Below are 25,040 nucleotides of genomic sequence, written 5' to 3' on the forward strand. Positions count from 1 at the left end.
CGCCCGCCACCTTCACTCTCTCAACGCTGACCCGAAGCCCGGGCGGAGCGAGGCTCCACCCGGGCAAAGAAACAGAAGCCTCGTTACTTCTTCTTCGCCTTCTTGGCCTTCTTCGCCTTCTTCTTCGTCGCCTTCTTCGCTTTCTTAGCCATAGGATCCTCTTAAGGGTTAATGGTGGAACGCGACACGAGGGATGCTCGGCGGAGGGCCAGCCTCGCAACATCCTCGATGACAAGCTCAGCAGATTCGCGCCTTCCTGCCCCGCGCTGTCACATCCGTGTCATCGCGTTATCCACAGCTCAGATGCATTTTCGGGTGATTTTGGTGCGCGAATCCGCATCGCGGCATCGAAGCAGCGTCGCCGCCGACATCCCTAACGATCCGACAACGGAGCGGCGCCGTTCATGAATCCAAAACCAAAGGCGCGTTTTGCCGGAACGCGGTGAGACTCCATTAAGCGCGAAGGCCGCATTCTTCTCCGCAAGAAAACGGGGATGGGTCATGGACGGACGGCTGCCAGGGACGGGGGGCGCGACGCTGCGCATGCCGCGCGCGTCATGCTGAACGTACCGACGCTCTGGACCGTCTTCGTCGTCAACTTCCTGGCGCTCGGCGTGATCTGGGCCTACGTGACGCGCTCCTATCCGAAATTCGCCGCCGCGCGGTTCTGGATGGCATCGTCCTTCGTCGGCGCGATCGGGGCGATGACGGCGCTGGTCCGCCTGTTCGTGGCCTCTCCTCTGCCCCTTCTGCTCGGCGCGGCCGGCGTCATCGCCGCGAGCTGCCTCGCCGCGATGGGCATTGAGCGCTTCTATGGCCGGCCGGTCTCTTGGCGCCTCATGACGGCTACGGGAGGCTTGAGCCTTGCCGGCGTCGTGGTCTTCATGGTCGGCTTCGAGCACATGCAGCTGCGCATGCTCAGCTACACGCTCGGTCAGGCCCTGCCTCTGGTGCTGGCGCTGCGCCTGCTGCTGTCGCCGCCGGAAGGGCGCGTCAGCCCGGGCGCGCGGCTGTCCGGCATCGTCATCCTCACCATCATCGCGATCCTCATTGCCCGCACGATCGGCAATCTGCTCGGCCACGATCTCTCGGCGAAGGCCGGCGGCCAGACCCATGCCGTCATGGTGCTGGGGCTGCTGTTCCTGTCGATGACGCTCAATTTCGGCTTCCTGCTGATGGCGATGGACCGGCTGCGGGGCGAGGTCGCCGATCTCGCGCTGCTCGACGATCTCACCGGCGTCGCCAACCGGCGGCATCTGTTGCAGCGCCTGACCGAGGAATGCGCCCGCTCGGAGCGTAGCGGCGCGCCGTTCTCGCTGCTGGTGATCGATCTCGACGGCTTCAAGACCATCAACGACACCCACGGCCATGCCGCCGGCGATGCCTGTCTGCAGCACTTCACACTGATGGCGCAGACGCGGTTGCGGCCCGGCGACATGCTGGCCCGCACCGGTGGCGACGAGTTCTGCGTCGTGCTGCCGTCCTCGTCCTTGCGCGAGGCCGCCGCGATCGCCCGGCGCGTGCTCGAGGTCTGCCGTCAGGACGCCGAGGCCTGCACCGGCAGCGAGATCCCGATCGCGATCTCGATCGGCGTCGCGCAGTGGGATCGCGGCATCGGGGAATTCCCGGATCGCCTGATGGCCAATGCCGACCACGCCCTCTATGCCGCCAAGAAGAACGGCAAGAACGATTTTGCCGTCTACGATCCGTCGCCGCCGCTCTCGCCTGAGCCGATCGGCCGGGGCGAGACCGCGCGCCATTTCGCCTGAGGCCATGCTAGGTTTGGTCTCTGTTGGACCCGCATGATGATCGCTCGCCTGCTCGCGGCCGTTCTGGCCGCTTTCTTTCTGATCGCCCCCGCCGCTGCCGAGGATGCCGAGCTCGCAAAGCTCGCACGCGCCTCCGGCACGCCCGACATTCCCGGCCTGAAGATGGTCTGGCTGGCGCCATGGGGTGACGTCCGGAGCGCAACACCCTGGCGCAACATCATCGTGCACCAGACCGAAGGGCCGGCGGGCTCGGCGCGCGGCGGTGCGCAAGCGCAAGCGAAGACCCCGACGCGGCGCGGCGTCACCGTGTGGGTGGAGACCGACGGCACGGTCTATTGGGCGGTCGCGGAAAACCTGGTGCCGACCCATGGCGACGGCGCCAACCGCCACGACAACAAGTACATCGACAACAGCGCGACCTATCGCCAGGTCGTGCGCGACAATTCCATCGGCGTCGAGTTCGCCGGCAATTATCCCGACGTCGCGACCGGCCCCACCGACGCGCAGGTCGCAGCGTGGCGCGTGCTCGTTCAGGTCCTGCGCGCGCGCTACGACATCCCGATCGACCGCGTCTATGCCCACAACTGGATCGACTACAAGGACGCGCGCTATTGCGAGGGCTGCTGGCTCGCAACGCTGGCGAGGATGTGGGGGAGTGACGGGAGGCGTTAAACCGCCTGCGCCATCCAACCGAAGAACCGTCGCATCAATCCCGGCCGCTGCGGCAATTCCGGCGGATCATCGACAGCCAGCACGCGTTTGAAGAAGTAATCCAGGAACACCATGTCGTTCGGTTCGGTGACGGTGAATGTCTCCTCGCCGAAGAACACGCTGTAACTGAAGAAGAACGGCCCCATGAGCGGGATCGTCGCGGTCGAGGCATAGTCCTTGGAGATCACGAACTCCGACGGCTCCAGCCCATGCTCGCGCATCGCCTGCTCGACCAGCGGCAGCTTGCGCATGAACTGGGGAGAGAAGCCACCGACGGTGGATTGCAGGATGATCGACACGGGGTGCGTCCTATCGAGGCTGTCGGTCCGATCATTTGGGTCGGTCGAGCGGCGGCGCGGGTTCAAGGCCGGGCTTGGTTCTACGTCGGACGAGAGGAGCGGACTGTGATGGCCGTCTCCCTTGGCAAGGCAGCGCGCCCACTGCAGCCACAACCACCACTGTCATCGCCCGGTTCAACCGGGCGATCCAGTATTCCAGAGGCTTGCGTTGAAGATCTCGCTGCCGCTACGGGAGCTGCGGCGTACTGGATGCCCCGGTCAAGCCGTGGCATGACAGCGCCTGCGGAGCTGCGCCTCGCGTCGATCAACCATGCGCCGGCCCCAACAAAAAAGCCGGCGTTGCCGCCGGCTTTCTGTCTCTTTCGATCCGCCAATCTCTTACCGCGGAAACGCCCCGCTTAGTGCGCGGCTTCCAGCGCGGCCTGTTCGGCCCTTGCGATCGTGCCCTTGACCGCGGACTGCACCTTCTCGAAGGCGCGGACCTCGATCTGGCGGACGCGCTCGCGCGACACGCCGAACTCGGCAGCGAGGTCTTCCAGCGTCATCGGCTCATCGGCGAGGCGGCGAGCCTCGAAGATGCGACGTTCGCGCGGGTTGAGCACGCCCATGGCACCGTTCAGCGCGTCACGGCGTTCGTCATACTCCTCGTGCTCGGCCAGCATGGCTTCCTGGTTGGGCGTATTGTCGACCAGCCAGTCCTGCCATTCGCCGGCTTCGCCGTCGTCGCGGATCGGTGCGTTGAGCGACGCGTCGCCACCGAGGCGGCGGTTCATGTCGATCACGTCCTGATCGGTGACGCCGAGGCGCTTGGCAATGATCTTCACCTGGTCGGGGCGCAGATCGCCCTCGTCCAGCGCGTTGATCTTGCTCTTCGCCTTGCGCAGGTTGAAGAACAGCTTCTTCTGGTTCGCGGTGGTGCCCATCTTCACGAGCGACCAGGAACGCAGAATGTACTCTTGAATCGACGCCTTGATCCACCACATCGCGTAGGTGGCGAGACGGAACCCCTTCTCGGGTTCGAAACGTTTCACCGCCTGCATCAGGCCGACATTGCCTTCCGAGACGACCTCGGAGATCGGCAGGCCGTAGCCGCGATAGCCCATGGCGATCTTGGCCACGAGCCGGAGATGACTGGTGACGAGTTGGTGCGCCGCGTCGCGATCGTCATGCTCGCGCCAACGCTTGGCGAGCATGTATTCCTGCTGGGGTTCCAGCATCGGGAACTTGCGGATCTCGGCGAGGTAACGGGAAAGGCCGGATTCTCCATTGAGGACCGGCAAAGCAGCGGTACGGGCCATACTGAAGCCCTCCAAAGGTTCAGGCCCCCGATAGCGGCGGGCCAGGCAGACGACCGCTGTGTTAAAGCCGGCCGTAGCTGCGATGTTCCGTTGGTCATTTCCAACGCAGGCGCAATATACCCCATGGGGGGGCAAAAAGGGAAGGATTGCTGACGTCACGACCCCGTGTGGCAGCTATAATCTTTTGTAATGTAACGCTTTTCTTAAAGGGCCTGCGTCATACCGCCGCTTTCAGGGCGCTCTGAAGGAGAAGCAAATCCTCCGGCAAAGGCGCCTCCCAGTGGAGTAATTCTCCGGTCCTCGGGTGCTCCAATACCAGCAAATACGCATGCAGGGCTTGCCGCCCAAGCGCAGTCAGAGCGGCCTGCGACGAGCGCACCAGCTGGTTCGCCTTGGTCTTGAAATGCGGGCCATAGACGGCATCGCCCATCAGGGGATGACCGACATGGGCGAGGTGGACGCGGATCTGGTGGGTGCGCCCGGTCTCGAGCTCGCAGGCCAGCAGTGTCGCGATCGGCTTGCCGTCGCGTCCGTTAAAACTCTCCAGGATCTCCCAATGCGTCACCGCCTCGCGGCCGCCCTGGCGCACCGCCATCTTCTCGCGTGCATGCGGATGGCGGTCGATCGGCGCATCGACGGTGCCGCGATGGCGGCCAGGGACGCCCCAGGCGAAGGCCATGTAGCCGCGGCGCATCGCACCGGTGCGGCCGTGGTCGGCGAATTGCGCGGTCAGCGAGGCATGGGCGAGGTCGTTCTTGGCGACCACCATCAGCCCTGTGGTGTCCTTGTCGAGTCGGTGCACGATGCCAGGCCGGCGCACCCCGCCGATGCCCGACAACGAAGAGCCGCAATGGGCGATCAGCGCGTTCACCAGCGTGCCGGTCTCGTGGCCGGCCGCGGGGTGCACCACCAGCCCCTTCGGCTTGTTGAGGACGACGATGTCATCGTCCTCGAACACGATATCGAGGGCGATGTCCTCCCCCTTCGGCTCCGGCGCGGCCGCTTCCGGCACGTCGATTGTGATCGTATCGCCGGATGTGACGTGATAAGCGGGGTCGCGGACCGCGGAGGCCTTAAGGCTCACCGCGCCCGCCAGGATCAGGGCTTTCAGCCTCGATCGCGACAGGTCGGTGAGGTGGGCCGCCAGCACGCGGTCGAGCCGGGCCGAGCCCTCGTTGCCGTCGACGACAACCTCCAACCTTTGCGCAGAGCCAAAATTTTCCATGACGACGACTGATACCGCTGTTCCCGAACCGAGCCCCGAGCAGGCCGCGCTGTTCGCGCGGGTGCGGCGGATGATGCTGATCGCGGGGTTGACCACGGCGCTGGCGATCTGCGCCGTGCTGATCGCGGTGGGCTACCGTCTTTTCAAGTCCGAGGGAAGGGCGGCCGAGGCGGCCAGTGACGTCACCGCCATCCTGCCGAAGGGCGCCAAAATCGTCTCCACCGGCCTCGCCGGCGACCGCCTCGTGGTCAGCCTGGATGTCGGCGGTGTCATCGAGATCCGCACCTTCGACGCCCATACCCTCAAGCCGGCCGGACGGCTGAAATTCGCCAATGAGCCGTAAAAGGCTCCTCGGGGTCCTTGCGGCGGACAAATTTCGAGGCTATTGGCTAGCCCTCACGCTCCCTTCGTCTAGCGGTTAGGACGCGGCCCTCTCAAGGCTGAAACAGGGGTTCGATTCCCCTAGGGAGCGCCAAATCCGCGATATTCCTCGACTTTTTGCTGCGACCCCATCCGACGGCGGCCCGGTCCGGCCGCGCGATCTCGCTTGGTCATGGGTTGCGCGCCGCAGCGTCGACGCTGATGAAGCGATCGAGTGAACCCGCCCTAGCATTCACTCCGGCGCAAAGTAAGCCACACCGCGCCGTCGCTTCTGTGCCGCGCGATGGTTGCATGACGAGCGCGTGGCTCGGGCTCCCCTCAACGCCTGTTTGAGCGGCGATCGCGAGAGGAGCCTTGGCCGCAAGTCTTGGCCGCAAGTCTTGGCCGCAAGTCCTGGCCGCAAGTCCTGGCCGTAAGTCCTGGCCGCAAGTTCAGTGATGCGCCGAAACACTCCTGACGGTCTCGGTGAGCATATCACCGGACGCGGAATGGCCGACGTCGCCCAGGCTGATGATGCCGACCATCCGCTTGCTCTTGTTGATCACCGGCAGCCTGCGGACCTGCAGCTTCTCCATGTGATGCATCGCCTTGGCGAGGTCATCGTCGTCGCGGCAGCAATGGATGCCCTCGGTCATCACGTCGCGCGCCGTCGCGCGGCCGGCATCGAAGCTGTGGCTCGCAAGCCCTTTGCAGACGATATCGCGGTCGGTCACCATTCCGACCAGCTTGTCATCCTCGCCAATCGGAATGCAGCCGATGTCATGCGCCCGCATCAGTTTGGCAAGCTCGGTGATTGGGGTGTTGGGGCTGACCCAATCGACACCCTTGTGCATCACGTCTTTGACTTTCATGGCGAGCCTCCGTTCGTGGGTTTCAAGTGCGTTGATGCAATGCAGCGGCACCCCCAATCTTCCGAACTCCGACCAGACAAGCGCAGACGCTCTCGCCGCCACCTGCGGAACAGCATGACGGCGACCTCGCGGCCAGAGCTCCCGCCCAAGATCGCAACGGCAATGGGCGGTCTACAAAATCCTCAGTCATGCGCGCTGAAGCGCCCGTGCGGTGCGTTGGCCGTCAGGCGCGCAAACTGCGCGTGACCCATATGGAGCAGCGTCTCATGATCGCCGGCTTCCATGTAGATGTCTGGCTGTGCCTCGATGCTGTCGTCGACGATCATGTCCAATCCGTAGCATTTGCCGACAGCGGGAACCGCACCGTGTGCACAGTCGCTGAACAGCTGATTGACCTCGGTTTCATTGGCCATGTGGACATTGTCGCCGAGGCTTGTCCTCAGGTCTGACAGGCGGAGGTGATGCGATGCGGGCAAGATGGCCAGCATGTATCCGCCGTCGCGCCGCAACACGATGCCCTTGGCGAGGCGGTCGCCCGAGATATGGCATGCCTCGGCCGTTCGAGCGGACGTCATGCTGAGTTCGTGCGGGATCACCTCGTACTGGATGTTCTCAGCGGCGAGGTATTTCTGGAGCGTGGGAGCAACGGCCATGGCATCACCTCCGATGCGGAATGCAAACCATCCACCGCGAGGTCGACCCTGCAGACTCTCGCCATACGATGGGCGGCTGCCTGACTAGAGACCCAACATAGGTCTTCCATCCGCAAGCTGCAATTCAGCGTTCGCGGTTTTCTTCTGCCTGGAGCGCCATTTGGGTCGAGACTGGCACCCAAAATCGGCCGTTTTTCCCTCGGAGCCGCAGCGAGCGTGCGCGCAATTACGGTGACAGTGCACTCAATTCGCTCCATCGTTCGCTACTCGATCGGAGAGCTGGCTCTTAATGGAAATCCGCTTAAGTGCACTGCCACTGTAATTCCTTGATGATTGCGCGAGGCGAGGCAGACCATCTCGCCTCCGATGGAAATGCAATCAGTGGCAGCTGCTGCATTCGCAGCTCCGAATACCGGTGAATTGGGTGCCCGTCACGATAGCGAATTCCTCGTCGCGCGAAGTATATCGTCCGACAGCTTGGGATCGTTCACCGCCCGGGCGAGGACCAAGGCGCCGACCAGGGAGGCGGTGGCAGCGAGCGCCTTGTCCCTACTCTGCCGTGGCTTCAGCGAAGAGGCCATTCGGCCGCTCAGGAAAGCTATCGCGCCCCGCACGCCGGCCGTGAAGCGCTCTCTTGCGCCGCTGCTCTGGCGTGAGATCTCGCAAGCCAGGGCGGCAAAGGGGCAGCCGCTTGCCGGATCGTCGCGATGGGCCGGCGAGAGGTAGTCCGAAACATAATCGTTGAGAGCAAAGGCCTCGGGCAATTCCTGCGCCTTGGCCGCGATCGCGTAGGCCACCGCTTCTTCGACGAGCCGTTCCTTGGAACCGAACTGACTGTACAGGCTGCCGTGTGTCAGCCCGGCCGCCTCGGCAAGAGCATCGACACCCACGCCGGAGATGCCGCGCTCTCGCATCAGGCGTGAGGCGGTATCGAGGATGCGCTCGCGATTCTTCGCCGCCTGTTCTTTTGAAACGCGCATGTTCGCTAGTCCTCGATCACGGGCTTGACAATTATAATTACGATCGTCATTTATATCAATAGTTACGATCGTAATCAAAATATTTCTAGCCCAGTGGTAGCGCCGGAGAGGCTTATGAACAGGATTGAACCGAGGATCGCGCTGGTGACCGGCGCCTCGTCAGGCATCGGACAGGCCACGGCGGAACGGCTTGCGAACGCCGGCTATAACGTGTTTGGCACCAGCAGGCGGGGCGGCACGCAGGCCGGCAAGCATCCGTTCGAGATGCTGTCCCTCGACGTGACCAGCGATGCATCGGTAGAAGCAGCAGTCAGCGAAGTGATACGGCGCGAGGGCCGCATCGACCTGCTCGTGAACAATGCCGGCTTTGGTGTTGCCCCTGCGGGAGCGGAAGAAAGCTCGATGGATCAGGCACGAGCGATCTTCGACACGAACTTCTTCGGGCTGATCCGGATGACGCGGACCGTCGTGCCACACATGCGACGGCAGGGGAGTGGCCGCATCATCAACATCGGCTCCGTGCTTGGCTTTCTACCGATGCCGTATGGCGCGCTCTATGCCGCAACCAAGCACGCGGTGGCCGGCTACTCGGAGTCGCTCGACCATGAACTGCGCACGAGAGGCATTCGGGTCTCGGTGATTGAGCCCGCGTACACCAAGACGCCGTTCGACGCGAACTTCCTGGAGCCCGATGCCAAGCTAGATGAATATCGCGAGGCGCGCGCGGGCGTGACCAAGAGGGTGAACGAGGTGATGGCAACGGCCGAACATCCGGCCGTAGTGGCCGAGACCGTGCTGAAGGCGGCGAGCGCGATGCGGCCGCAAGTCCGGTACGCGGCTGGCAGCCTCGCGAAGCGCCTACGATTCTTGCGGCGATTTGCGCCAGCCGGCTTGGTGGATGCCGGCGTACGAAAAGACCTGCGTCTTGATGTGCGGCCGGGATCGCAGCCCGCCCGCACCGCCCGGGCCTTCTGACGGCAACAACCGGCGTACGCGCGGCCTCTTGCCGCCGCGACTGCAAAAAAACCTTCGGACCGAGAGGGAAGATGAAAGCTCTTGTCTTCAAACGTTACGGCAAGTCGGATCAGGTCGCATTGGCTGAAATTCCCCGGCCGACGCCCAAGCCGAACGAGATTCTGGTCCAGGTTCACGCCGCGGGCTTGAACCCGATCGACAACATGATTCCGAAAGGAACGTTCAAGCCAATCCTCAAGTTTCAGCTGCCGGCAACGCTGGGCAGTGATCTTGCAGGCGTCGTCGTCGAGGTCGGAAGCAGCGTGACTCGCTTCAAGCCGGGCGATGCCGTCTTTGCCAGCATCTTCGATTTCGGAACCGGCGCTCTCGCCGAATTCGCGCGCGTGCCGGAGGATGCCGCCGCGCTCAAGCCGCCAAATCTGGACTTCGTGCAAGCGGCCTCGATCCCGATGGTCGGCCTGACATCGTGGCAAGCGCTCAAGGAGCGCATGCGTCTCAAGCCCCATCAGAAGGTGTTCATCCCCGCGGGCGCCGGCGGGATCGGCACCTTTGCGATCCAGCTCGCGACGTATCTCGGAGCCCGGGTGGGAACGACGACCAGCACAGGAAATGTCGATCTGGTGCGCAGCCTCGGGGCTGACGAGGTGGTCGACTACAAGACACAGCAATTCGAGGACGTGCTGCGGGACTACGACGCCGTGCTAGGCACGGTCAGGGGCGATGCGCTCGAAAAATCGCTTCGGATCCTGAAGCCGGGTAGCACGATAGCCTCGCTCATCGGGCCACCGGACGCCGCGTTCGCGCGCACCCGAGGGATGAACTTCTTCATGGTGTTCCTGTTCAGATTGCTGAGTCGCAAGATCATTCGCCATGCCGGCAAGATTGGCGCGGAATATTCATTCCTGTTCGTGCATCCCGATGGTAGCCAACTCGCCGAGATCGGCGAGCTTCTCAAGGCCGAGCGCATCCGGCCGGTGATCGACAAGGTATTTCCGTTCGAACAGGCGAAGGCGGCGCTGGCGTATCTCGAAAAGGGGCGAGCCAAGGGGAAGGTCGTTGTCCAGATGAGCTGAAGCGCCAATTCTGGCTAACAAAACCTCCATACCGAGTCCAACATCGTGGTGTTTCGGAAGGGCGTGGGGAGCGCCATTTCGTCGGCCACCCCAGAACTCGGCCGCCTTCCCTCGTAGCCGCGACGATTATGCTCAGGAGCCAGCTTCACGCATGGCTCGGGGCAGCCACTCTCTCACGCCGTCGTGCCGTCGATCGCGCGGCGGATCACCTTCTGCACCTCCGAATTCGACAGGAACAGATCGTGGTTGATGATGCCCCAGCCTTCCTGGGAGGCATCGACCACGCGCACGCCGAGCCGGGCGATGACGGCCTTTTCGGCGGCGCCGACCCTGGTCATTCCACCTGCGATCTGGCCCGACAGCGCGAGTGCGCGGTCGTTGGTCGCGGCGATCACGGTGATCTTGCCGGCCAGCGGACCGATGCGCTGGATCGCCGACGAGAACACGTCCATGTCGATATCAGGCGCGGCAAACACGACCGCGCCGATCTTGCTCGTCACGGTGTCGCCATATCGCGCATGGAGCTGACGCAGGCTTTCGAGCGTCAGCATGGTTCCCATGCTGTGGGCGACGATGTGCACGCGGCCGGCGCTTGGCGCCGACACGAGCGCAGAGAGTACGCGTTCGAAATCGTCGCGCGACCACATCGCGCTGTCGCGGTCATAGGCATAGTCGAACAGTCCGGCCTTGGAGGGCCAGGAGAACACCATCGTCCGGCCGCGGAACTTGATGCCATCGGAGAGATGGGCGCCGTCCAGCACGGCCGTCTCGAATGTCTGCTTGAAGCCGTGCACATAGATCAGCACGTCTCCTGTCCCGGCCTGCGCCGCAAGATCACCGGCGTCAGCCGGCACCGGTTCGACCCGATCAAGGCGCCAATCGCCAATTCCAACCGAGGCGAGGGACAGGCGGCTCTCGTCCGGGGCCACCAGCCTGGCCCGCGCGACCGTCATGGCCGTCGCGCGTTCCGGCCCAAACCAGGGTTTGGCACGGGCACCGTTGACGGGCTTGCGCGTGGTGGTGACAAGCACTGTCGGGTCAACGGAGAGCGATGAAGCGTCGAAGCGCGCGCCGGTCGCACCCAGGCCGGCGCATCCGCCGAGCGCGAGGGCACTTCCCGACATAAGTCCGCCGAGGAAAGCGCGGCGCGAAACGGAATGACGGGAGTCGCGTTGCAGAGGACGTCGGACGATCACTGGGAACCCTTGGGAACTTTGCCCACCTTCACGCCGCCCCGCCTAGCTCACTGAATGACAATGCAGGCGAGAAGACGGCGGAGCAGCTTCGCGGCCGATTCGAAGTCATGGCGCACTCTCAAACGGCCTCGTAGGACGTAATTTTCTTGATCTGAGGTGCGAGCACGTCCTCTGCCGTTTCGAGGTCGAAGCGGGTCTGAATGTTCATCCAGAACGCGGCGCCTGTCTTGAAGAACTTTCCGAGCCGCAGCGCAGTGTCGGCCGTGACGGGCTTTTCTTCGCGCGCAAGGCGCTCGATCCGAGTGCGCGGCACGTTCAGAGCCGCCGCGACCGCGTAGGGCGTCAACTTCAGCGGAACGAGAAATTCTTCCCGTAGGATTTCGCCCGGATGAATCGGCGGAAGTTTCCTTGCCATCTGCGAACTCCTTTGGTCGGCCACAATCGGCCTGTCGGACTAATGATAGTCCCTGATCTCGACGTCTTCCGGGCCTGCCTCCGTCCATCTGAACACGATCCGCCATTGATCGTTGATGCGGATCGAGTGCTTGCCCGCCAAATCGCCCTTGAGAGCTTCGAGGCGGTTGCCGGGAGGCGATCTCAGGGCATCGAGAAAGTCGGCGGCGTCCACCACGACGAGTTTTCGGCGTGCGACCTTTGCCAGGTCTGCCGGAAAACCTTTCGGGATCGTGCGGTCCTGAAGGATCGCCTCGGCGAACTTCCCCTTGAAGCTCCTGATCATTGAAATACGTATCTCAATGGGATACGTATTTCAAGGGCCTTCGTATCTCGACAAGATACGTATGATGGGGCCGTACCGAGCAGTCGATGGGGCTTGAGGTGCGGGCAGAATAGCCAGCAGCTTTGTCAACCCTTCTTGGCAAAAATATTCCACTTTACCGAAATTCGGATTTGTCGTATGTGTCGGCCATCCCAGCCCACCAAAGGGGCGGTCGTACGTCGTTTCGAGCGCGGGCTGGGAGTTGCGGTGGACGCGGGCGGCGTTAAGGCGGAGCTTGCGCGTGCAGGGCGAGAGAACCTCGTGAGCTCGCGTGACCTGCGAAGACGAACGGCGCCCATGTCCGGCGGAGCCTCTTGGCGAAGCCGGATGGCCTGCGTACGGCAAAACCGTGTGGTCCTGGCCGTCGTTGCTACGGTCAAGCCTTTCGCGAAGGCATCATCGCGTTAACCGACGTGATGGCCTGAATTTCGCGGAGGTGACGGAGGCAAGAAGGAACTCGTCTCCGGGGAGAGCGCGGCATATTGGCCGTCAGACCATCGCGCAGGGAAGGCCTGGTTTCGGCTGCCCTGTGTCTCCCCTGTGCATTGCGTGTGCAATCTGTTCAGCACGGGGGCCTTTACGGGTGCCAGCCGGCGCCCGGCCTTCCCTGCGCCCTTTCTTTCGAGAGGGTGAGGAGAGCAGCATCACTCGGGCAAAACATGCCGCGAGGACGCGAGCGCGCGTCCGCGGGTTGCCTGCCAAATGACCTTCCGTGCGAGCATGCTGCGTCGGCTTCAGTGGAGGTGGTCGTCGCTTCCGGAATCTGCCTTGATGCGATTTCGACGTGGAGGGAGTGACGATATGAGCGGCTTGGTGATCTCTGGCGGCCGGGTGGTGGATCCCGCGAGCGGGATGGACGCCGTCGGCGACGTGGCGGTGGTGGACGGCAAGGTCGCCGCGGTCGGCACGGGCAGCCTCGGCGGCGCCGAGCGGGTGATCGACGCGACCGGCCTCGTAGTCGCCCCCGGCTTCATCGACCTGCACGCCCATGGCCAATCGATCCCGGCGGACCGCATGCAGGCGTTCGACGGGGTGACGACCACGCTCGATCTCGAGGCCGGCGTGCTGCCGGTCGGGTCCTGGTATGAGCGCCAGGCGAGAAAGGGCCGCGTTCTGAACTACGGCGCCGCCACCAACTGGGCGTTTGCGCGCATCGGCGCAATGACCGGCTCCAATGCGGAGAGCTCGCTGGAGGCGTTCGGCAACGCCATGCGCGATCGCCGCTGGATGGACAACGTGGCGAGTGATGCGGAGGTCGCCGGCATTCTCGAGCGTCTCGGGCGCGGTCTCGATGAAGGCGGCATCGGCGTCGGCATCCTCAATGCCTACGCGCCGGGCGCCGGCGTGCAGGAGCTGACCGCGGTCTGCCAGCTCGCCGCCGCCAAGGACGTGCCGACCTTCACTCACGTCGCCTTCATGTCGCGCATCGACCCCGAGAGCGCGGTAGAAGCCTATATCCGCCTGATCGGCTATGCCGGCGCCACCGGCGCGCACATGCACATCTGCCATTTCAACTCGTCGAGCAAGACCGACGTCGAGCGTTGCCGTGTGCTGATCGCGAAGGCGCAGGCGCAGGGCCTGCCCATCACGGTCGAGGCCTACCCTTACGGCACCGGCTCGACCGTGCTGGCCGCCGCCTTCTTCAGCGACCCCGAATTCGTCGAGCGCAACGGCACCGGCTACGATTCCGTGCAGCGCGTGACCGACGGCTATCGCTTCCATGACCGCGAGGAGCTCCTGAAGGCGCAGGCCGAAGAGCCGTCCTCGCTGGTGCTCTGGCACATCCTCGACATCGAGAACAATTCGCATCACCGCGACCTGCTCGACATGTCGGTGCTGTATCCCGGCGGTGCGATTGCGTCCGATGCGATGCCGTGGACGACGTCGGACGGCAAGACCTACACCGGCGATGCCTGGCCGCTGCCTGACGACGCTACCTCGCATCCGCGCTCGGCCGGCTGCTTCACCCGCTTCATCCGCGAATGGGTGCGCGAGCGCAAGACTGTGTCGCTGTTGGAAGGCGTGCGCAAATGCGCGCTGATCCCGGCGGAAATCCTGTCGCAGAGCACGCCGGCGATGCGCGCCAAGGGCCGGCTGACGAAGGATGCCGACGCCGACATCGTCGTGTTCGACTATGAAAAGCTCTCGGACCGCGCGACCTTCACGGCGATGAACCGTCCGTCCGAGGGCGTGCGGCATCTCGTGGTCAGCGGCCAGGTGCTGATCAGCGACGGCGTGCTGGACCTCGCGGCGCGGCCGGGTAAGCCGGTGCGCCGCCCCGTCGTCGGGGGCTGACCCATGCCGGTCCCCATTCTCCTGGTGACGGGCTTTCTGGGGGCGGGCAAGACCACGGTCGTGAACCATCTCCTGGCGCATGCGGAGGGACGGCGGATCGCCGCGATCGTCAACGATTTCGGCGCCATCAACATCGATGCGGAGCTGATCGCGGGCGCCAGCGACGGCGTGGTCAGCCTCGCCAATGGCTGTATCTGCTGCTCGCTCGAAGGCGATCTGCTGCGCACGCTCTCGACGCTGCTGCGGCGCGAGCCGAAGCCCGAACACATCGTCATCGAGACCAGCGGCGTCGCTGATCCCGCCGACATCGTCCGCAATCTGATGGACCCCGTGATCCTGCGCGAGGCGCCGCTGGAGACGGTGCTGTGCGTGATCGACGCCGCGACACCGCCGGCCGCACTGGACGATGCCCTCCAGCGCTCGCAATTGCGCGTCGCCGATATCGTGGCGCTGACCAAGCTGGATCTGGCGGACGAGGGCGCGGGTGCGCGGATGCGTCAGGCCATCCGCGCCTTGCGCCTTCCCGCCGTGGTGGTCGATGCGCGACATGGCGAGATTCCGTCCGCGCTCCTGTTCCCCGCGAACGTCGAGCGTGCGCCCGCGCCGCGCGATCCGGGCCCGAAACGACCGGCAGAAGAGCGTTTCGAGACGCTGAGCTGGACCTCTGACCGCCCGCTCTCGCTGCCGCGCCTGCAGCAGGCCATCGGCCGTCTCGCGCCAAAACTCGCGCGCGCAAAAGGCCTGTTCGAGACCGTCGAGCAGCCGGGACGCCAGATCGTGTTTCAATTCGCCGCCGGCCGCGCCACGCTGGCTCCGGGCGATGCGCCCGCGCCGGGGGTGCCGCGCGCACGGATCGTCTTCATCGCCGAACTCGGGGTGCTGTCGAAAGCCGAGCTCGACGCGATCATGGATGCGTGCGTTGCTAGCGAGTAGGGCAATCCGCGCCGATCGCAGGGCGTATCAGGCGCCTCAATCCTCGACCGGCAGGTCCGCCAAGCTCACGCGAATTGCGCCAGCCCGTGGCCGACGGACCAGTTCTCCTTGGGGGCATCGAGCACGTTCACGAACACGTCCTCGGGCCGGATACCCGGGCTTTCGCCGAGAAGGTCCGCGATCCGGCGATACAATGCCTTCTTCTGCTCGGGAGTGCGCGAGGCGAACACCGTGATCTGGATCAGCACCGCGTCGTCGCTGCGCTCGACGCCGTAGGCATTGCCGCAGCGGAAATTCGCCGGCTCATGCTCGGTGATGGCCATGAACGCGTCGTCCACGGGCACGTTCAGCACCTCGCGCATGGCGCGGTAGAGGCCGTCGAGAATCGCCTGCCGGTAGGCTTGCGGCTTGCCGGCGCGCATCGAGATGTGGAGCAGAGGCATCGCGCGTCCCTTTGCATGCGGGCCCGACCAGCAGAGCGAATGCGTACGCCGTTGTTCGGCCCAGTGTTGAAACGGGCTATCAATTCCAATTGGTTTTTGACACGATGTCGAGAAAGCATATTCTTGACGTCGTGTCAAATACTTCAAAAAGGAGTCCAGCTTGAGGCCGCGCGAATTCGACCATGACGATGTCCTGCGCATTGCGTTCGACCAGTTCTGGCGCAAGGGCGTGCGCGGCACCTCGCTGTCGGACATCGCGCGCGATGCCGGCGTTCAGCGCGGCAGCCTCTACAACGCCTTCGGCAGCAAGGAAGCGCTGTTCCTGCAGGCCTATGAACGCTATGCCGGGGATTATCTCCTCGCGCTGCAGAAGGCGCTCGGGACGGGCAGCCTGCGCAAGCGCCTCACCGCGTTCTTCGATCTGACCATCACCAATTTCTGCTCGGGCACGCCCCCGCGCGGATGTCCGACCACGCGCGGCTTGATGGAGCTCGGCGCCGCGGAAGGCGAGGGGTTGGACGAAGAGGCGCGCCAGGTCTTTGCGGGCCTTATTTCGCGTATCACAGCACTGGTTCAGGACACGTTGTCGGCAGGCGGCGAGCGCGGCGAGTTCAACGGCAATGCCGCGGCAGCGGCGCTGCACATCGTCACCGTGACGCGCGGCCTCGCCGTGCTCGAACGTGCCTTCGGCGACGAGCCGCAATTGCGCAAGATCGCCGCGCACACCATCGATCTCGTGCTCGGCAGGAAGGGCGGCTAGCGCATGATCCGGAAAAGTGTGAAGCGGTTTTCCGGAAAGATCATGCGCAAACAACAACCCTCAGCACAAGGCCAGCGCGTTGACCGCCCGCGTTGCCGCAGCTTCCTTGCCCGAGCCGACGAAGGCGCAGACGATGGATTCGAGCTCGCCCGGCTGCTTGCGGCGCGCGACCGCCAGCAATCGCATCAATTCCGTCTCGTCCTTCGACAGGCGACGACAGGACGGAGGCATGAAGCACAGTTCGCATGGCCGGCCGCTGCGCAGGATCCTGACCAGCGCGGCAGCCCGCGCCACCAGCAGTGGACTGTCGGCAATTCCAGGCGCCTCGTCGGCAAAGCGATAGGCGGCTTCCCAGCAATCGGAGGCGCCGGTGGTGTAGGCCGCCCCGATGAAGCGGAACAGCGACAGCGCGACGCGGCAGAAATCATCATAGCTGTCGACGCAGGGGCGCGCTCCAAGCACGGCCTGGAGCGGACAGAGCCGCGATGGGCCGGCGTCCGGCACCGAGGCGCAAATAGCTGAGGTCATGACCGATCTCGTCAGTGCAATGTCGGACTTCCGACCAGCCAGCTCTTCATCGCTATGGTGCGGTCATGGTCGAATGACCGCACCTGCCGGTCGGGCAGGATGAGGCCTGCCATGCGGAAGATCGTGGCGAGCCCCCGCACGGGCGCCAGCGCCCAATCGGCGCCGACCGGCGGCAGCCAGCTCTCGAACCGTTCGCGGACGATGTCGATGCGATCCTGTTGTGCCGCGGCGATGGCGTGCAGAATCCCGTGCTCGCTGTCCGACATGCGTGGGCAGGTCGGGCAGTGCACTTCGATCGCGGTATGGGCCGTGCAGGCGAAGATCTCGATGATGGATTCCAGCGAGAGCACGGCATCGCCCACGCGGAAATGGTCGTACACCTCCTGGATATCGGCTGCGGTCGGAACGGCGCCTCCGCTGCGTGCCTTGGCCCGGAATCCCCAGATGAAGAGCCGTTCCGCCGCACTGAGCGCGGGAAGGTCGAGAGACCCTGATGATGTCGATTGATGCATGAAACCTCTGGCCCTTGGCTGCGCTCACGCCACAGCTGGCGCTGATTGTCTGCATCGATCGTTCTGCCGGAGCCCTCTCCAAGTCAACGCTCGCAGGGGCGATATCGAGGTCTTCTAGTTTTGAAGAGGTTTATATTCGAAGACGGGCGCGGCGCCGCGAGGGTGCGAAAGCCGGGCGCGGCCGACGGGCTTCGGCGGCCGCTTGGGAACCCGAATGCTTAAAGCTTTGCTAAGAGGATCGGGATAAACTGGCATGTCTGTCCCGCCAAATTTCGTGAGCTCCGATGATTTTCTCCCGCATCAGTTTCAAGCTGGTCCTGATTGTCGGCATCAGCCTCCTCGGCATGATCGCCCTGGCGCCGATTGCCCTGTCGACCCTGCGCACGCAGATGGTTGCCGATCGCCAGGCAAAGACGCAGCAGATGGTCGATGTCGGCTACGGCATCCTCGCCCATTATCAGAAGCTCGAGAGCGACGGAAAACTCCCGCGCGAGCAGGCCCAGGCCGCCGCGATCGCCGAGATCAAGAGCCTGCGCTACGACAAGGTCGAGTATTTCTGGATCAACGACATGGCCCCGAAGATGGTCATGCATCCGATCAAGCCGGAGCTCGACGGCAAGGATCTCTCCGGGATGAAGGATCCCGCCGGCAACGCGCTGTTCATGGGCTTCGTAGACGTCGTCAAGAAGCAGGGCGCGGGCTTCTACGGCTACCTCTGGCCGAAGCCCGGCTTCGACCAGCCGGTCGGGAAAATCTCCTATGTGAAGGGCTTTGCGCCCTGGGGCTGGATCATCGGCACCGGCATCTATCTGGACGATGTCGACGCCGTCTTCCGCCAGGCCGCGACGACGTTCGGCTATGTCTGCCTCGCCGTGCTGGTCCTGGTCCTCGGCGCCTCCTTCCTGATCGGCCGCAGCGTCACCCGGCCACTCGCAAAGATCACCGCGCTGACCGAGCGTCTTGCCGCCGGCGACAGCGCGTTCGAGGTGCCCTATACCGACCGCAACAACGAGGTCGGCGGGCTCGCCAAGGCGCTGGCCGTGTTCAAGGACAATGCGTCGGCCGTCGGCCGCATGCATGCCGAGCAGCAGGAGCTGAAGCAGCGGGCCGACGGCGAGAAGCGCAAGGCCATGGCCGATCTCGCCGGCAAGTTCGAGGCGAGCGTCCAGGCCGTCGTGCGCGACGTCTTCAACGAGGCGCGCGCGATGCAGCAGGCCGCGCAGGGCATGTCGGAAACCGCGGACAAGGCGACCGACCGCGCGAGCTTCGTCGCTTCCGCCTGCCAGCAGGCCTCGAGCAACGTGCAGACGGTGGCCTCCGCCGCCGGCCAGCTGTCGTCCTCGATCTCGGAGATCAGCCAGCGCGTCGCACAGGCCGCGACGGTGGCCGACAAGGCTGCCGCGGACGGTCAGCGTACCAACGACACCGTGCAGGGGCTGGCCGCCGCCGCGCACAAGATCGGCGAGGTCATCGACCTCATCAACCAGATCGCCTCGCAGACCAATCTGCTCGCGCTCAACGCCACGATCGAGGCGGCGCGGGCGGGCGAGGCCGGCAAGGGCTTTGCGGTGGTTGCGAGCGAAGTGAAGTCACTGGCGAGCCAGACCGCGAAGGCGACCGACGAGATCGGCGCGCAGATCACCGCGATCCAGGCCGAGACCAATCAGGTCGTCGGCAACATCGAGAGCATCCGTGCCACCATCATGGAGGTCAACGAGATCTCCTCGTCGATCGCCGCCGCGGTCGAGGAGCAGGGCGCCGCGACGCAGGCGATCGCCCACAGCGTGCAGGAGGCGGCCTCCGGCACCGACCAGGTCTCGCAGAACATCTCCGGCGTCAGCGACGCGACCGCGGCGACCGGCCAGGCTGCTGGCCTCGTGCTGCAATCGAGCGGCCGGTTGACGCAGAAGCTGCAATCGCTCGAAAACGAAGTCAGCGCTTTTGTCGCAGGCGTGCGCGCGGCGTAACGACACGCGCTGCAAGACGACATTCTTTTTCCGCGTCGCGGTATCGGCCGCGACGCCGATGCTGTTTTTCTTGACATGACCTCTGCCGTGCTCGACGTGTAGCGATGTCGATTGACGGCACGTGCGTGCCCTCGAAAAGAAAAGCAACACGGGAAAGACGTCATGAGCGCGGGTCTCAACGAGAAGGATTATCTCGCCACCTTGCGTGGCCTGTGGGACAAGGCCTGGCCGAACGGCATGCCGCGTTCGCCGAACTATCTGCACGGCGAAGTTCCCTTGACGGAATATCTTCGCGCCTGGGCGAAGCGCAGTCCGGAGCGGCCCGCAATCATCTTCTACGGCCACGTCACCACCTATGCCGATCTCGACCGGCAGAGCGATCGCTTCGCGGCGCTGCTGGCGGCCAAGGGCGTCGGCAAGGGTGACCGCGTCGCCGTGTTCCTGCCGAACTGCCCGCAATTCCACATCGTGTTCTTCGGCATTTTGAAGCTCGGTGCGATCCACGTCCCCGTCAGCCCGCTGTCGCGCGCATTCGAGCTGTCTTACGAGCTCAACGACACCCAGGCCGACGTGATCGTCGCGCTCGATCAGCTCGTCCCCGTCGTCGAGCAGGTGAAAGGCGAGGTGCAGCTGCGCGAGATCATCGTCACCAGCTTTGCTGACGTCGTTCCGAAGGCGCCCGCGTTCCCGACGCCGGACTCGATCCGCACGCCGCGCGTTGCGGTCGCAGGCGCGACCGATCTACTGCCGGCGCTCGCCGCAATGCCCACACCTACGCCGCTGCCGCCGCCCGGACTCGATGATGTCGCCGCGCTCAACTACACCGGCGGCACCACCGGCATGCCCAAGGGCTGCGTCCATACCCATCGCGACATGGTGTACACGGCCGCGGCCAATTACGGCATCTCGGTGCTGTCGGACGAGAGCAGCGTGTTTCTGTCGTTCTTTCCGGAGTTCTGGATCGCCGGCGAGAACTTTGGCCTGATCTTCCCGCTGTTCTCCGGCGCGACGCTGGTGCTGCTGGCGCGCTGGGATGCCGTCGGCGCGATGGCCGCGATCGACCAATACAAGGTCACGATCACTGCGATGCCGGTCGATGGCGCGGTCGAGCTGATGGACCATCCGCGCTGGAGCGAGTTCGATCTGTCATCGTTGCTGCAGGTCCGCGTCGTCTCCTTCGTCAAGAAGCTCAACGCCGATTATCGCAAGCGCTGGAAGGACCTCACCGGCACGATCCTGATGGAGGCGGCGTGGGGCATGACCGAGACCCACACCTCCAACACGTTCACGGCAGGCTTCCAGGACGACGATTTCGACCTCAACAACCAGCCGATTTTCGTCGGCCTGCCGGTCCCCGGCGCCGAGTTCAAGATCACCGATTTCGAGACCGGCGCATTGCTGCCGCTCGGCGCGGAAGGCGAGATCCGCGTGCGGACGCCGTCGCTGCTCAAGAGCTACTGGAACAAGCCGGAGGCGACCGCCGAGTCGCTCGTCGACGGTTGGCTGCGCACCGGCGACATCGGCAACATCGACAAGGACGGCTTTCTGCACTTCCTCGGCCGCCGCAAGGAGATGCTGAAAGTCAAGGGCATGAGCGTGTTCCCGCCGGAGATCGAGGCGCTGCTGGGCCAGCACCCGAAGGTGCTCGGATCGGGCGTGGTCGGGCGCGACGATCCTGACAAGGGGCAGGTGCCAGTGGCCTATATCCAGCTCAAGCCGGAGGCGGTCGGCACCATCTCTGCGGAAGATCTGCGCGCTTGGTGCGCCGAGCGCATGGCCGTCTACAAGATCCCGGAAGTGCGTATTATCGCTGCCCTGCCGCTGACGGCGACGGGCAAGGTGAAGAAGCAGGATCTCGATCCGAATAGTCCTGCTGCCGTCTGAGTGAGAGAGACGATGTCGTTCAAGAAGCTCCTGATCGCCAATCGCGGCGAGATCGCCATCCGCATCGCGCGCGCGGCGGCCGACGCCGGCATCGCGACCGTTGCGGTCCATCCCACGGATGATGCGCTGTCGCTGCACGTCCGCGTTGCCGACGAGGCGGTCGACATCCCCGGCCGCGGCGCCCGGGCCTATCTCGACATCGATGCGGTGGTGAAGGCGGCCAAAAGCGTCGGGTGCGACGCCGTGCATCCCGGCTACGGCTTCCTCAGCGAGAACGCCGCATTCGCCAAGGCGTGCGCGGACGCAGACCTGACGTTCGTCGGGCCGAAACCGGCGGCGCTCGAGCTGTTCGGCGACAAGGTTGCGGCACGGCAACTGGCAAAGCGCTGCGGCGTGCCGATCATTGCCGGCACCAGCGGGCCGTCCTCGCTGGAGGAGATCACGGCGTTCTTCAGCTCCCTCGGCGGCAATGCTGCGATCGTGATCAAGGCTATGGCCGGCGGCGGTGGGCGCGGCATGCGCGTGGTCGAGAACGCGGCCGATCTCACGGAGGCCTATGCGCGCTGCCAGTCCGAGGCCAAGGCTGCGTTCGGCTTCGATGGCGTCTATGCCGAACGGCTGATCCGGCAGGCGCGTCATATCGAGGTGCAGATCATCGGCGATCGTCACGGCGCGATCTCTCATCTCTGGGAGCGCGAATGCACGATCCAGCGCCGGCACCAGAAGCTGATCGAGGTGGCGCCGAGCCCGTCGCTGAGCGATCCCTTGCGCGGCCGCATCATCGAGGCGGCGAAGCAGCTTGCGACGGCGGCGGCCTACGACAATCTCGGCACGTTCGAGTTCCTGGTCGACGGCACGGCCGAGGACAGTTTTGCCTTCATCGAAGCCAATCCGCGGCTTCAGGTCGAGCACACCGTGACCGAAGAGGTGCTCGGGCTCGATCTCGTCCGTGCCCAGCTTGCGGTCGCGGCGGGCAGCACGCTCGCCTCGCTTGGCCTTGCGCAGGGATCGATCCCGAAGCCGCGCGGCCATGCCATGCAGCTTCGCGTCAACATGGAAACGCTGGACGAGACGGGCGCCACGCATCCGACCGGCGGCGTGCTCGCATTGTTCGAGCCGCCGTCGGGGCCCGGCGTGCGCGTCGATAGTTTTGGTTACGCCGGCTACAAGACCAGCGCGGCCTTCGACTCGCTACTTGCGAAAGTCATCGTGCATACGCCGGGCGAAGCCTGGCATGATGTCGTTGCAAAAGCCTCGCGTGCCCTGCGCGAATTCCGGATCGACGGCGTCGTCACCAACATCGCCTTCCTCCAGGCCGTGCTCGCGCATCCCGATTTCAGGACCAACCGCATCGCGACCGACTTCATCGATCGCAATATCGGCAAGCTCGTGGATGCCGCCGATGGCGCGGCCAAGCCGCTTTACTTTGCGCCAACCGAGGGAAGTGGTGTTCACGGTGCCGAGACGCACGTCGTGCAAGTGGTGCCTGAAGGCACGGTGATGGTCGCAGCACCCTTGCAGGGAACCATCGTCACCATTCAGGTGAAGGAAGGCGAGATCGTGCGCCCCGGCCAGCAGCTCGCCGTGATCGAGTCCATGAAGATGGAGCATCTGGTGATGGCTGAGCAGGGCGGCCGTGTCATGACGCTCGCCGCCGGCGACGGTGCCACGCTGATGCATGGCGAGGCGATCCTCTATCTGGAGCCGCTTGATGTTGCGGCCGATAGCACAACGGCTGAAGCCGACATCGATCTCGACCACATCCGTCCCGATCTTGCCGAGCTGATAGCGCGCCAGGCCAACACGCTGGATACGAATCGCCCCGCCTCGGTCGAGCGCCGCCGCAACACCAACCAGCGCACCGCCCGTGAAAACGTGGCCCAGCTCGTCGACGAAGGCTCGTTCATGGAATATGGCAGCCTTGCCATCGCGGCGCAGCGCCGCCGCCGCAAGCTCGACGATCTCATCAAGAACACGCCGGCTGACGGTCTCGTCATGGGCGTCGCCACGGTGAATGGCGAGAAATTCGGACCCGAGGGCGCGCGCTGCATCGTGGTGGCCTATGACTACACCGTGCTCGCGGGCACGCAGGGCCACATGAACCACAAGAAGATCGACCGCATGCTGACGCTTGCGGAAGACTGGCGTGTGCCGCTGGTGTTCTACGCCGAGGGCGGCGGCGGCCGGCCCGGCGACACCGACCGGCTCGGTATGACCGGGCTCGACGGTCCGTCCTTCGTGCAGTTCGCAAGGCTCTCCGGCCTCGTGCCCGTGATCGGCGTCGTCTCGGGCTATTGCTTCGCCGGCAACGCCGCGATGCTCGGCTGCTGCGACGTGATCATCGCCACCAAGAACGCCTCGATCGGCATGGGCGGCCCCGCGATGATCGAGGGCGGCGGGCTCGGCGTCTATCATCCGGCCGAGGTCGGCCCTGTCTCGTTCCAGTCCCCGAACGGCGTCATCGACATCCTCGTCGAGGACGAGGAGGAGGCGACATCCGTCGCGCAAAAGTATCTGTCCTATTTCCAGGGCGCGGTGACGGAGTGGGAGGCCGCCGACCAGCGCCTGCTCCGCCGCGCCATCCCCGAGAACCGGCTGCGCGTCTACGACATCCGCAGCGTCATCGATCTCGTTGCCGACAAGGATTCCGTGCTGGAGCTGCGCCGCGACTACGGCGTCGGCATGATCACCGCGCTGATCCGCATCGAAGGAAAGCCGTTCGGCCTGATCGCCAACAATCCGCGTCACCTTGGCGGCGCCATCGATGCCGATGCCGGTGACAAGGCCGCGCGCTTCCTCCAGCTCTGCGACGCGTTCGACTTGCCCGTCGTCTCGCTCTGCGACACGCCCGGCTTCATGGTCGGCCCGGAAGCGGAGAAAACCGCGATCGTGCGCCACGTCTCGCGCATGTTCGTGACGGGCGCGAGCCTCACCGTGCCCTTGTTCGGCATCGTGCTGCGCAAGGGCTATGGTCTCGGTGCGCAGTCGATGATCGGCGGCGGCTTCCACGCCTCGTTCTTCACAGCGGCCTGGCCGACCGGCGAGTTCGGCGGCATGGGCTTAGAGGGCTATGTCCGTCTCGGCTTCCGCAAGGAGATGGAGGCGATCACTGATCCCGAGGAGCGCGAAACCTATTATCGCAACAAGGTCGCCGAGCTCTATGCCAACGGAAAGGCGGTCTCGATCGCATCGGTGTTCGAGATCGACAACGTCATCGATCCCGCCGAGACGCGCCGCTGGATCATGGCCGGCTTGCGCTCGGTGCCGAAGCCGGCGGCCAGGGTCGGGAAGAAGCGACCGTGCATCGATACGTGGTGAGGGCGGTGCAGCAATAGATGAGCCCGTCATTCCGGGGCGCGCGCAGCGCGAACCCGGAATCTCGAGATCCTCGGGTGCGCAAGGGCGCACCCTAGTTCGATGCTTCGCATCGCCCCGGGATGACGAGAAGAGGCAGCGTGCCTCCAAGCCATTCCCGGTTCCCGATTGACATCCCCGCCTGTGGTGCCAGACTTTGCATAATAATACAGGG

The 25,040-nt window shown here is 64.6% G+C and carries 23 protein-coding genes and 1 tRNA gene; 12 read left to right on the forward strand and 12 right to left on the reverse strand.

The window, feature by feature from the left end:
• Window positions 1-557 precede the first annotated feature (557 nt).
• On the forward strand, window positions 558-1,769 hold the full coding sequence (locus RAD10_RS06105; protein ID WP_038971079.1) for a GGDEF domain-containing protein: 1,212 nt from the start codon (window positions 558-560) through the stop codon (window positions 1,767-1,769).
• A gap of 33 nt (window positions 1,770-1,802) precedes the next feature.
• The gene (locus RAD10_RS06110) at window positions 1,803-2,441 is read left to right on the forward strand and encodes a peptidoglycan recognition protein family protein (RefSeq protein WP_461616734.1); all 639 of its coding nucleotides are present in this window, start codon (window positions 1,803-1,805) and stop codon (window positions 2,439-2,441) included.
• On the opposite strand, the gene RAD10_RS06115 is transcribed toward RAD10_RS06110, so the two are convergent.
• The 3 genes from RAD10_RS06115 to RAD10_RS06125 form a co-directional block, all read right to left on the reverse strand.
• Window positions 2,438-2,779, reverse strand: a complete 342-nt coding sequence (locus RAD10_RS06115; protein ID WP_461616735.1) for a hypothetical protein — start codon at window positions 2,777-2,779, stop codon at window positions 2,438-2,440. The genes RAD10_RS06110 and RAD10_RS06115 overlap by 4 nt on opposite strands.
• A gap of 398 nt (window positions 2,780-3,177) precedes the next feature.
• On the reverse strand, window positions 3,178-4,077 hold the full coding sequence (gene rpoH, locus RAD10_RS06120; RefSeq protein WP_018318222.1) for an RNA polymerase sigma factor RpoH: 900 nt from the start codon (window positions 4,075-4,077) through the stop codon (window positions 3,178-3,180).
• A gap of 217 nt (window positions 4,078-4,294) precedes the next feature.
• A complete protein-coding gene (locus tag RAD10_RS06125; protein ID WP_461616736.1) occupies window positions 4,295-5,302 on the reverse strand; it encodes an RluA family pseudouridine synthase in 1,008 nt (335 codons plus the stop codon).
• Between RAD10_RS06125 and RAD10_RS06130 the strand changes: the two genes are divergently transcribed.
• Window positions 5,301-5,645: a hypothetical protein gene (locus tag RAD10_RS06130; protein WP_028140457.1), complete on the forward strand. Its 345-nt coding sequence runs from the start codon at window positions 5,301-5,303 to the stop codon at window positions 5,643-5,645. The genes RAD10_RS06125 and RAD10_RS06130 overlap by 2 nt on opposite strands.
• 57 nt (window positions 5,646-5,702) lie before the next feature.
• Window positions 5,703-5,777 (forward strand) — tRNA-Glu (locus tag RAD10_RS06135).
• Between the two features lie 337 nt (window positions 5,778-6,114).
• On the opposite strand, the gene RAD10_RS06140 is transcribed toward RAD10_RS06135, so the two are convergent.
• The 3 genes from RAD10_RS06140 to RAD10_RS06150 form a co-directional block, all read right to left on the reverse strand.
• Window positions 6,115-6,534: a CBS domain-containing protein gene (locus tag RAD10_RS06140; protein ID WP_092303260.1), complete on the reverse strand. Its 420-nt coding sequence runs from the start codon at window positions 6,532-6,534 to the stop codon at window positions 6,115-6,117.
• A gap of 182 nt (window positions 6,535-6,716) precedes the next feature.
• Window positions 6,717-7,187 (reverse strand): aminoacyl-tRNA deacylase, encoded by a 471-nt coding sequence (locus RAD10_RS06145; RefSeq protein ID WP_461616737.1) that lies wholly within the window; start codon window positions 7,185-7,187, stop codon window positions 6,717-6,719.
• Window positions 7,188-7,618: 431 nt separating this feature from the next.
• Complete coding sequence (locus RAD10_RS06150) at window positions 7,619-8,245, reverse strand: TetR/AcrR family transcriptional regulator (RefSeq protein WP_461616738.1); 627 nt, start codon at window positions 8,243-8,245, stop codon at window positions 7,619-7,621.
• Between the two features lie 36 nt (window positions 8,246-8,281).
• Here RAD10_RS06150 and RAD10_RS06155 point away from each other — a divergent pair, with 36 nt between their 5' ends.
• Window positions 8,282-9,142, forward strand: a complete 861-nt coding sequence (locus RAD10_RS06155; protein WP_461616739.1) for an oxidoreductase — start codon at window positions 8,282-8,284, stop codon at window positions 9,140-9,142.
• 71 nt (window positions 9,143-9,213) lie between these two features.
• The gene (locus tag RAD10_RS06160; RefSeq protein WP_461616740.1) at window positions 9,214-10,215 is read left to right on the forward strand and encodes an NADP-dependent oxidoreductase; all 1,002 of its coding nucleotides are present in this window, start codon (window positions 9,214-9,216) and stop codon (window positions 10,213-10,215) included.
• A gap of 173 nt (window positions 10,216-10,388) precedes the next feature.
• On the opposite strand, the gene RAD10_RS06165 is transcribed toward RAD10_RS06160, so the two are convergent.
• The 3 genes from RAD10_RS06165 to RAD10_RS06175 form a co-directional block, all read right to left on the reverse strand.
• A complete protein-coding gene (locus tag RAD10_RS06165; RefSeq protein WP_461616741.1) occupies window positions 10,389-11,411 on the reverse strand; it encodes an alpha/beta hydrolase in 1,023 nt (340 codons plus the stop codon).
• A gap of 118 nt (window positions 11,412-11,529) precedes the next feature.
• On the reverse strand, window positions 11,530-11,826 hold the full coding sequence (locus RAD10_RS06170; RefSeq protein WP_338311475.1) for a HigA family addiction module antitoxin: 297 nt from the start codon (window positions 11,824-11,826) through the stop codon (window positions 11,530-11,532).
• Window positions 11,827-11,865: 39 nt separating this feature from the next.
• Window positions 11,866-12,150, reverse strand: a complete 285-nt coding sequence (locus RAD10_RS06175; RefSeq protein WP_461616742.1) for a type II toxin-antitoxin system RelE/ParE family toxin — start codon at window positions 12,148-12,150, stop codon at window positions 11,866-11,868.
• A gap of 840 nt (window positions 12,151-12,990) precedes the next feature.
• Between RAD10_RS06175 and RAD10_RS06180 the strand changes: the two genes are divergently transcribed.
• Complete coding sequence (locus RAD10_RS06180; protein WP_461616743.1) at window positions 12,991-14,484, forward strand: amidohydrolase family protein; 1,494 nt, start codon at window positions 12,991-12,993, stop codon at window positions 14,482-14,484.
• 3 nt (window positions 14,485-14,487) lie between these two features.
• Window positions 14,488-15,417, forward strand: coding sequence for a CobW family GTP-binding protein (locus RAD10_RS06185; RefSeq protein WP_461616744.1), 930 nt, complete (start codon window positions 14,488-14,490; stop codon window positions 15,415-15,417).
• A gap of 65 nt (window positions 15,418-15,482) precedes the next feature.
• On the opposite strand, the gene RAD10_RS06190 is transcribed toward RAD10_RS06185, so the two are convergent.
• Window positions 15,483-15,860: a tautomerase family protein gene (locus RAD10_RS06190; protein WP_461616745.1), complete on the reverse strand. Its 378-nt coding sequence runs from the start codon at window positions 15,858-15,860 to the stop codon at window positions 15,483-15,485.
• A gap of 160 nt (window positions 15,861-16,020) precedes the next feature.
• Between RAD10_RS06190 and RAD10_RS06195 the strand changes: the two genes are divergently transcribed.
• The gene (locus tag RAD10_RS06195; protein WP_461616746.1) at window positions 16,021-16,620 is read left to right on the forward strand and encodes a TetR/AcrR family transcriptional regulator; all 600 of its coding nucleotides are present in this window, start codon (window positions 16,021-16,023) and stop codon (window positions 16,618-16,620) included.
• Between the two features lie 60 nt (window positions 16,621-16,680).
• On the opposite strand, the gene RAD10_RS06200 is transcribed toward RAD10_RS06195, so the two are convergent.
• Both RAD10_RS06200 and RAD10_RS06205 read right to left on the reverse strand, forming a co-directional pair.
• Complete coding sequence (locus RAD10_RS06200) at window positions 16,681-17,148, reverse strand: hypothetical protein (protein WP_461616747.1); 468 nt, start codon at window positions 17,146-17,148, stop codon at window positions 16,681-16,683.
• An 11-nt stretch (window positions 17,149-17,159) separates the two neighbouring features.
• Window positions 17,160-17,660, reverse strand: coding sequence for a hypothetical protein (locus RAD10_RS06205; protein WP_461616748.1), 501 nt, complete (start codon window positions 17,658-17,660; stop codon window positions 17,160-17,162).
• 284 nt (window positions 17,661-17,944) lie between these two features.
• On the opposite strand from RAD10_RS06205, the gene RAD10_RS06210 reads away from it, so the two are divergent.
• The 3 genes from RAD10_RS06210 (at window position 17,945) to RAD10_RS06220 (ending at window position 24,829) form a co-directional block, all read left to right on the forward strand.
• Window positions 17,945-19,627 (forward strand): methyl-accepting chemotaxis protein, encoded by a 1,683-nt coding sequence (locus RAD10_RS06210; RefSeq protein WP_461616749.1) that lies wholly within the window; start codon window positions 17,945-17,947, stop codon window positions 19,625-19,627.
• Between the two features lie 162 nt (window positions 19,628-19,789).
• Complete coding sequence (locus tag RAD10_RS06215) at window positions 19,790-21,511, forward strand: AMP-binding protein (protein WP_461616750.1); 1,722 nt, start codon at window positions 19,790-19,792, stop codon at window positions 21,509-21,511.
• Between the two features lie 12 nt (window positions 21,512-21,523).
• Complete coding sequence (locus RAD10_RS06220; RefSeq protein ID WP_461616751.1) at window positions 21,524-24,829, forward strand: acetyl-CoA carboxylase family protein; 3,306 nt, start codon at window positions 21,524-21,526, stop codon at window positions 24,827-24,829.
• Window positions 24,830-25,040: the final 211 nt, after the last annotated feature.

It is taken from the genome of Bradyrhizobium sp. 23AC, assembly GCF_054863025.1.